At 54.9% G+C, this 8,134-nt stretch carries 8 protein-coding genes; 3 read left to right on the top strand and 5 right to left on the bottom strand.

Annotated features, from left to right (window positions below; all coding sequences use genetic code 11):
* The first annotated feature begins 810 nt into the window (after window positions 1-810).
* On the top strand, window positions 811-951 hold the full coding sequence (locus ACH2ED_RS04695) for a DUF2256 domain-containing protein (RefSeq protein WP_395089050.1): 141 nt from the start codon (window positions 811-813) through the stop codon (window positions 949-951).
* A 690-nt stretch (window positions 952-1,641) separates the two neighbouring features.
* Here the strand turns inward: ACH2ED_RS04695 and ACH2ED_RS04690 are convergent.
* From ACH2ED_RS04690 to ACH2ED_RS04675, 4 genes are read right to left on the bottom strand one after another with little or no spacing between them, the layout of a single operon-like run.
* Window positions 1,642-2,751, bottom strand: a complete 1,110-nt coding sequence (locus tag ACH2ED_RS04690; RefSeq protein WP_395089049.1) for an FAD-binding domain-containing protein — start codon at window positions 2,749-2,751, stop codon at window positions 1,642-1,644.
* Window positions 2,748-4,139, bottom strand: coding sequence for a cryptochrome/photolyase family protein (locus ACH2ED_RS04685; protein ID WP_395089048.1), 1,392 nt, complete (start codon window positions 4,137-4,139; stop codon window positions 2,748-2,750). The genes ACH2ED_RS04690 and ACH2ED_RS04685 overlap by 4 nt, the downstream gene beginning before the upstream one ends.
* 42 nt (window positions 4,140-4,181) lie before the next feature.
* Window positions 4,182-4,463, bottom strand: a complete 282-nt coding sequence (locus ACH2ED_RS04680) for a hypothetical protein (protein ID WP_395089047.1) — start codon at window positions 4,461-4,463, stop codon at window positions 4,182-4,184.
* 19 nt (window positions 4,464-4,482) lie between these two features.
* Entirely contained in the window at window positions 4,483-5,082 is a 600-nt protein-coding gene (locus tag ACH2ED_RS04675; protein ID WP_395089046.1) for an AAA family ATPase, read from the bottom strand.
* Between the two features lie 519 nt (window positions 5,083-5,601).
* Here ACH2ED_RS04675 and ACH2ED_RS04670 point away from each other — a divergent pair.
* Entirely contained in the window at window positions 5,602-6,762 is a 1,161-nt protein-coding gene (locus ACH2ED_RS04670) for a tyrosine-type recombinase/integrase (RefSeq protein WP_395089045.1), read from the top strand.
* A gap of 62 nt (window positions 6,763-6,824) precedes the next feature.
* Window positions 6,825-7,760 (top strand): Rpn family recombination-promoting nuclease/putative transposase, encoded by a 936-nt coding sequence (locus tag ACH2ED_RS04665; protein WP_395089044.1) that lies wholly within the window; start codon window positions 6,825-6,827, stop codon window positions 7,758-7,760.
* A 59-nt stretch (window positions 7,761-7,819) separates the two neighbouring features.
* On the opposite strand, the gene ACH2ED_RS04660 is transcribed toward ACH2ED_RS04665, so the two are convergent.
* Window positions 7,820-8,134 (bottom strand): hypothetical protein (locus ACH2ED_RS04660; protein WP_395089043.1); only part of this gene is annotated, 315 nt, incomplete at its 5' end.

Below are 8,134 nucleotides of genomic sequence, written 5' to 3'. Positions count from 1 at the left end.
TCTGAAACTGGGTTTAGGAGAAAGTGGGAACTCTTGAGGCTTTTGCGGTGTCCGCTTTCAATAAAAAGCTCCGGCCTTTAGGCCGGAGTATTTTACTCACTCCGGGTTTAATTCCCCGACGCTTGCGTCGTATCCGCATGGAATGGCTTGCGTCGTATCCGCATGGAATGCTCGGCATGGCTTGACAATGTCAATGCCTGACTTCACAACCTACGCGCCGCTCGGTCGCGTTAGGTTGTTCCGGGAAGCCGTAGGCTATCCAATGGATACCCTGACGCTTGCGTCGGAGAGCATCATTTTTCAGAGTGTTCACTTAAACGACCATTTGTTTGACTATGTGTGCTGTAAAAACTCCAAAAACGAGAGGTCTCGAGGTTTGACAATCATTGACTTTTTTGGGTGAGTCAACTTTTAAAATGGGAACTAACTAAACAAAGACTCGTTAGGCAAAGTGAGAAAAAATGAAAAAAACCAACTAGACCAACTCAGTAGCCTTTGCTTTGTCCTAGGCTTCGTATCTATAGTCTTCGGCAAAAGCATTGACAGTTAGTCTCAACGGCTCTCCACCAAGGCCCTAAAAATGCTCCCCATCACCACTGAGGAACCGAGTCACTCTAGCGATTCGTCAATGCTTTTGCCGAAGACTATATTATTGGCTCTATTGCTATCTGGTTTCTGACAGGTGGTAGAACGGCTGATACCCAAGCGCATGGAGAAAGATTCGGTATCTTTGTTGGATTATGGGCACCTACATTCTTAATCTTGTCAAATCGTTTTGATCGCTACGCAGAAAATCACTCTTGATATTTAATGAACAAAGAAACTAAAGTCTGTCCCGTTTGTGGCCTGTCTTTTACCAATCGAAAGCGATGGAAATCCCGTGATCAATGGGATCAGGTGGTGTATTGCTCGAATAAATGCCGTACCGCGAAAAAAATGATAAAAACTTAATGACGGAAAGCCGACTTGGTCAGTGTCTTGCAGAATCTTTAACTGGACTGTTCCCCTAAAAGGGGTACGACAACGATTCCTTCATTTTCGGGCCACAAGCAATTTTGGCAGTACACGCTGGGTAAAACCTCACTAAAGGCAGCACTAGACGACCAAAAAGTATACTTTTTGGTCGTGCCTTAGATGCTCCAATCTCTCGATGGCAACTCTAGCAAAGCTAGGAAGGTTTTTGGTCACCCTGAAATGGTAGCAAAAAGACACCTCCATAGAGGGGGAGCGGCCTTATGGCCCTAAAATGAAGGAATCGTTGTTGTACCCCGAAAAGGGCACGGGCGGATAAGTAGGAGCACAAAACAAAAAAGCGATCTCACTCCCGGTGGAGTAGATCGCTTGTGTGGAGGTTCGAACTGCCACTCGAATCAGCAGTTTCCTACGTGACTATGAGTATAGTGTACGGCGAAAACGGCCTCAGCTGCCACAGAGTAGCAATGCGCTGAAAAGAGCAGGACAGACCATCTCAGAAGCTATCAGAGTCGAGAGTGCTAACTAGAGAGGTTCTGTGGACTGGAAATAGTTTCCTGTCTCGCATTGGCAGTCTCAATACTGTCTCACATATAAGATACCGAGCTGGTACAGCGTAACCGAACTTAGCAGTATGCTATGCTCTGCTCCGTTGGATAAGGACGTCGGTTAGAGCCAACGCTCGGCGCTTTTCCAGAAGCTCATAAAGCTACCTGGCACTGCTTTGGAACCGGGCCACTGTGGAAAGAGCCAGGCGGGAGCGTCTTTGGCACCCGGCCAATGGCCCGTTGCAGGATACGCCCGGCTTCGTACCTCGGTGGCATCTTTCAAGCCGGGAAGCTCATTCACCGCACCGACGAATATCTTCAGGCCGGGGATGTTCTTGGCCAGCGCAAGGATAAACATCATGCGCTTGGGTGAGATGGGAAAGCGCTTAAAATGGGATGGCTCCAGCACCAGCACCCGGATTGCTGCCTCATCTGCTCGCCAAGTGGGGTTTAAGCTCCAGGGCGAGTAGAGCAAGACACGTGAACCCGGAGCAATCGTCAGCTCGTCGCTCCCCGGCAGGGTGCAGGGAAGCTCCACAGGGCGTGTCTCTTGCAAAGCTCGTGGCACGCAAAGCAGTGTCAGCTCTTCGTAGGGGGCATCGAGGAAGGTTCCGCGTTGGCTATGGTCCGGGTCGAACTTGTTGATATTGTCCTGATTCGCAACGTATTTCTTGCTGGAGAATGTCCCTGCTACCCACTGCCAAGAGAGCGTGTTACTCGCTAGGTCGCCGTCCAGGAGATGGTAGTAGTACCAGCTTGCCAGTGGCTTCCAGTGAACCTGCGCCACGTTCGTACCGAGCATCGCCGTCCACATTCGGGCGTGGTTGTGGACATATCCCGTTTCATAGAGTGATTGGATCGAGCTATCTATCGCCTCAATTCCGGTGGTGGCATCCAAAAATGCCGCAGGGAGAGCCTCACGCTCGCGGACGGGCTCCTGCGCCCGCTTAATGTCGGTGAAGATACCCTCGCCCTTGTCCCACCAGACGCGCTGAAAGTACTCGCGCCAAGCCAGCTCAAAGACCAGCTTGTAGGATGCTCGCTTCCCAGCCTTGGCATAGACAGCATCGCGAACCTCGGGAAGAGTCAGGACGCCGTGGGTCAAGTACGGACTGAGCCGTGTCACCGCGCCGTCCAGGAAGTTGCGAGTGGTGCCATAGCGGGATGGGGCGATAGCAGCCAGTCGTGCTCGGATTGCGTCGGTCTCGGTAGGGAAAGAAAAGTTTGTCATGGAAGTGGATCTATCGGAAGGGAGACGCCGAGGCGCTGCTCCAACTCCTGGATGCGGGCAAAGTGGGCGGCCTTCGTCTCCGGTTTTAGCTTGTCAAAGAGAGCTACCATCATCGAAGAGCGGTGGTTGGTAAGAAACAGCTTTCGGTGTTGGTGGATGAAGCGCCAGTAGAGCGCATCCCAATCGGCGCACCAGTCTCCCTTTGGCCAGTCCCCCATTTTTCGCAGGTAGGCGCTGCCACACAGATAGGGCTTGGTGGTCATCAGGCCACCGTCGGCGTACTGACTCATCCCGTAGACATTGGGTACCATCACCCAGTCATAGGCATCAATGAACTGTGTCATGAACCAGCCATAGACAGCGTTGGGGCGAATTTCCAGCAGGAGCAGCAGGCAGCCCAGTACCATCAGCCGCTCGATATGGTGGCAGTAGCCGCTCTCGTTCACTCGCTGGATCACCGTGTCCGCAGGAATTAGCCCTGTTTCACCCTTCCAGAACGCCTCGGGTAGGGCATTGGAGAAGCCGAAGAAGTTGGTGGTACGCTGCTTTCTCCCGAAGACTTCGTAGGTGCCGTGGACGAACTCGCGCCACCCAACCACTTGGCGCAGAAACCCTTCTAAACTGGCAAGTGGCACGGGGCGCTTTTTTGCAAAGGCCAGCGTCGCCTCTACAACCTCCTGAGGGGTGAGCAGCCCGATATTGAGCGCGGGGGTGAGCACCGAGTGGAATAGCCGCCCGTCGCTGGCTCGCATGGCATCTTCGTAGGGCCCGAAATCAGCCAGGCAGGTCTCCAAGAAGCTCGTGAGTTGCTCACGTGCCTGTGCGTGCGTGACAGGGTAATCTCTCTGGCGCGGTGGCTGCTGCACACTTTGGGGAATCGGCTTGCGATTGTCTTCGTCGAAGCTCCAGCGCCCGCCCTGCGGTTCGCCATGCTCGTCCACCAGAAGCTTTAAGCGGCGGCGCTGCCACTTATAGAAATCCGCCATAGAGACACGTTTTTTGCCCTCGAAGTAGGCGTTGCGCTCGGCAGTGGGGGTGAGAAAGAGGGGCGAGGGCAGGATATTTCTCTTAAACCCCCGAAATGCCTTTGTCACGTCGCGCTCCAACCAGTCGTCGGAGAGCTCAAAGTAGGCAATCTCTGTCACGCCTTCCGCCTGAAGCTGCTCTGCCAATTTCGTTAGTGGCTCGCCTCTAGTCTCCACTCGCTTTCCCGCTTGCTCCAGCGCCCTGGCGAACGCCGCAATGCTCTTGCGATGCAGCGTCAGCTTTTCCGGGTGGAAGGGAAATTGTGTGAAGTAGAGCGGATGCTCGTGAAGGACAACTCTGGAGACGCGTGGGTCTGTCAGGATCGCTTCGAAAAGCTGGTTAGGAAAGAGAAAAAGTAGCACTACGGGAGCATAACAAAATTTGGATGAGTGTGTTCCATCTACCTACCTGGGACTTCCAAACTTGGAGTTAAGCGCCTCGGTGATGATGGTGGTGAGGCTGGTATCGTGGCGCTTGGCTTCGGCTACCCAGTGCATCCTGAGGCGCTTAGGCACCCGAATCGAGAGGTTTACCATCTCCTCGATCACCTTGCCTGGAGCCACTTCCATATGGATTGTCTGGCTTTCTGGTAGCGTGACTACTTCTTCTATTTCCTGATCCGGCTCCGCCTCTCTCGCCTTCTGGATAATGCCTGCGTAGAGCGACCTGCTCTTGTCTGTACTCATTTCTTTCTTGATCCTTTCTTCAGTTTTCCAAGAGCGCCAGTATCTCTTTACCGAGGCTCTCGAAGTCTCCCCATGCCGCCTTCTGCCGGGGATCGTCAAGCGCCTCTACCGTCGTGCCTGTCATTGCAGATTTGGGAAAGCCTACGGTTCGGCGGATCATGGCATCGAATACCTCTATACCCGCCTGGCGCAGCTCACCCTGCATGATCTCGCCCTCGCGGCTGGGGTGGGGTGGCACGATGGTCAGCAGTGCACGGTACTTTGCCCCAGACAGAGCACGACAGGTCTCCAGCATGGGTTGCAAGCTCAGCACGTCTGGTGCGGTGGGTAGGACGATCAGATCGCAGCCCTTTGCCAGCTCCTTGAGATCATCAGAATCAGGCCGTGCTGGTGTGTCAATAACGATGAAGTCCGCGCCCGCTACCGCTTTCATAGCCTGGCGCTGATCCACGACCTCGAAGGGCAGGGAGCCGCGCTCCGCCCAAGCGATTGACGTTCGGTTTGGATCGCCGTCCACGAGTACGGTCTTGCCCTTCTTGCTGAAAAAGGCGGCGAGATGAACGGCGACAGTGCTCTTTCCCACGCCTCCCTTATAGCCCGTGATGGTAATAATTTTCATAACCTGCCAAGTCTTCTCCCAATACGCCCGTTCTAGCTGGAGCCCCTTCTGTGGCGATTCTACGCGAGCTGTCCTGAAAAAGCTCTGCTCCCGGCGACGTTTCTCCGCCATTTGCCCTCGCCGATTTAGTACTTGGATTATACCATATAGCCAGATTACCAGTATGGTATACCAGATTCCCAGACCATATAACCAGAAAGCCATGCCAGAAAGCCAGACAAAAACACGACATTTATAGCCGCTTTGTGTAAGACTGTCCTATAATTTTACACAGTCCTATCTCCATAGTGCCCGTTTTGGCTCTTCTGGCCGTCTCGGGGGTGGAGCGATTCCCTTTCCAGAAGGTAGAGGCTCTAGAATCGGCTCCTAGAGGCCAGCAGGGGCAAATCGCCAAAATCGGGGGGCGCGGGCTTTCCTACGCCTCCGGATATCCTCCCCGATTCTCGTTTCTAGCTACCGATAAAGTAATCTTATCGGTAGCTAGAAGGAACTCCGAAGTGCCCTGGTGAACTTACGTTCATGGAGAATGGAAACGGCGAAAACGCGAGATTTGGTGCGCGGCGGGGCGAGCTCGTGCCGGTTATCGAGGCGGGCGCTAAAGCGGAGCTAGCGGAAGTCGCCAAGCTTACCCAGGAGGCGCGAGACTACATCCAGGACGCCAAGGCAAAGAACACGATCCGGGCCTATAAGAGCGACTGGAAGGATTTCACAGACTGGTGCAAGTTCCAGAGACGGGAGTCGCTACCGGCAAGCCTGGAGACAGTGGCGCTCTACATCACGCATCTGGCGCGAGGGCTAAAGACATCCACGATCCAGCGCAGGATCTCAAGCATCTCCCAAGCACACGCGGCGGCGGGCTATGACGACAGCCCCACTAAGACCGCCATCGTTCGCGCTACCTGGCAGGGAATCCGCAGGAGTAAGGGAGTCGCCGCCCAGGGGAAAGCTCCCGTGCTCATGCCGGAGCTACGGGCAATGATGCAGCACCTCCCCAAAGAAGCCAAAGGGAGTAAGGAAGCCAAAGAGACCAAAACCCGAGGGGAGGCTTCCTTAGCGTACAGTGCTCCCGAAAAACTAAAGTTGCCACAAGGTACAGAAGAGCCCGAGGAGGCGGGAGAAAATGAGGAGCCTCGTGATCGCCTTATCGCTTGCCGAGACCGGGCGCTCCTGCTGCTGGGCTTTGCGGGGGCGATGCGCCGAAGCGAGCTGGTGGGCCTCGATGTCGCCGATGTGGTGGAGACCAGCGACGGCTTGGTCGTCACCATCCGGCGCAGCAAGACCGACCAAGAGGGGCAAGGGCGCAAGATAGGCATTCCCTACGGTTCCAAGCTGGCAACCTGCCCCGTGCGTTCTCTAAGAGCTTGGAAGGTAAGAGCGAAGATCACGGCGGGGCCGCTCTTTCGACAAGTGAACCGCCATGGGAAGGTTCTGGAGGGGCGATTAGGAGACCGTACGGTGGCGCTGGTGGTGAAGCGAGCGGTGGCGGCAACCGGAGTAGATGTAGCCAACTACGCGGGGCATAGCCTGCGAGCAGGACTGGCGACGGCTGCGGCGATGGCAGGGGTCTCCGAGCGCGTGATCCAGGGGCAGACAGGACATAAGAGCCTTCCCATCTTGCGCCGCTACATCCGTGAAGGATCGCTCTTCCGGGAGAATGCCGCAGCGGAAGTTGGCCTGTAGAGGGCTGAGATTGGCCAATACCCAAGCGATACAATAGGCAAGATGGAAGCACGTTAAGCAAGATGGAACCCGCCCAGACCGTAGATCAGAACCAGGCCATAGAGCAGAGCCCTACAGTAGATCATGATCGACTCTTCAAGGAGCTGCTCACGACGTTCTTTGTCGAGTTCGTCGCGGCGTTCCTGCCGGACGTGGCCGCCTACCTGGACACGGAAAGTATTGAGTTTCTGGATAAAGAGGTCTTCACCGACATCACCCAGGGCCAGCGATACGAGTCTGATATCGTCGTCAAGGCGCGGTTTCAAGGGCAGGAAGCCTTCTTCTTACTCCTGGTCGAGAACCAGTCCACCCCACAGAGCGGCTTCCCCAAGCGGATGTTCACCTACTTTGCCCGCTTCCACGAGAAGTTCGACCTGCCCGTTTACCCGGTGGTGATCTACTCTTTTGATCGCCCCCTACGCAGGCAACCCGCGACGTATCAGGTTGGTTTTCCGGGCTTTGTTGTCAACCGTTTCCAGTTTCGGGTGATCCAGCTCAACCGCCTGAGGTGGCGCGATTATGTCGCCACACCCAACCCAGCGGCGACAGCCCTGATGTCCAAGATGCAGATTGCCCAGCGAGATCGTGTGCGGGTGCGGCTCCAGTACCTGAGGCTCATTGCAACGCTTCGGCTTGATCCAGCCCGCTCTCAGCTTATCGCGGGTTTTGTGCGAACGTACTTGCAGATGACACGTCTGGAGTTGGCTGAGCTTCAGCAAGAAGTGGGGCTCTTGCCCCGAGAGGAGCAGAATACAATGATTACGCTAACCAACGAGTGGATTGAGACCGGCCAAGTGACTGCCCAGAGAAACCTCATTTTACGCCTAGGCACCAAGCGTTTTGGAGAGCCCGCTGCCGCGACTCGGGCTGCTCTGGAGGCTGCGGATCTTCCTCGTCTGGAGATTCTTGTGGATCGCTTGCTTGAGGTCGAGTCGTGGGCGGAACTGCTGGCAGATTAAATCGTGCTGGCAGGTTAGCTTGCGGAGCGACCAGCGGCGTGGACATCACTCGCATAGTGTCAGGTTAGTAAAGGGGAAGTGTCCGTTGAAGACGCTCCCCCATCTGTATTCGCCTTTATCTCGCGTGAAAAGTTACCGGGACGGGAGATAATTACCACATCATCAATACCTAGCATGCTGCGGACACTTTGGCTCAAAGTTGCATGATGTTGAACGCGACATGAATCATCCCAAATAAAAGCAATTACCCGTCTGTTGGTACCGCTATTTTTTGTTCTATAGTCTTCGGCAAAAGCATTGATTGTTAGTCTCGACGGCTCTCCACCAGCGCCATAAAAATTCTCCACATAATATACTGAGGAACGGGTCACTCC

This window comes from Armatimonas sp. (assembly GCF_043757465.1).
Classification (GTDB): domain Bacteria; phylum Armatimonadota; class Armatimonadia; order Armatimonadales; family Armatimonadaceae; genus Armatimonas.
This window is presented reverse-complemented; position numbering and strand designations above follow the sequence as displayed.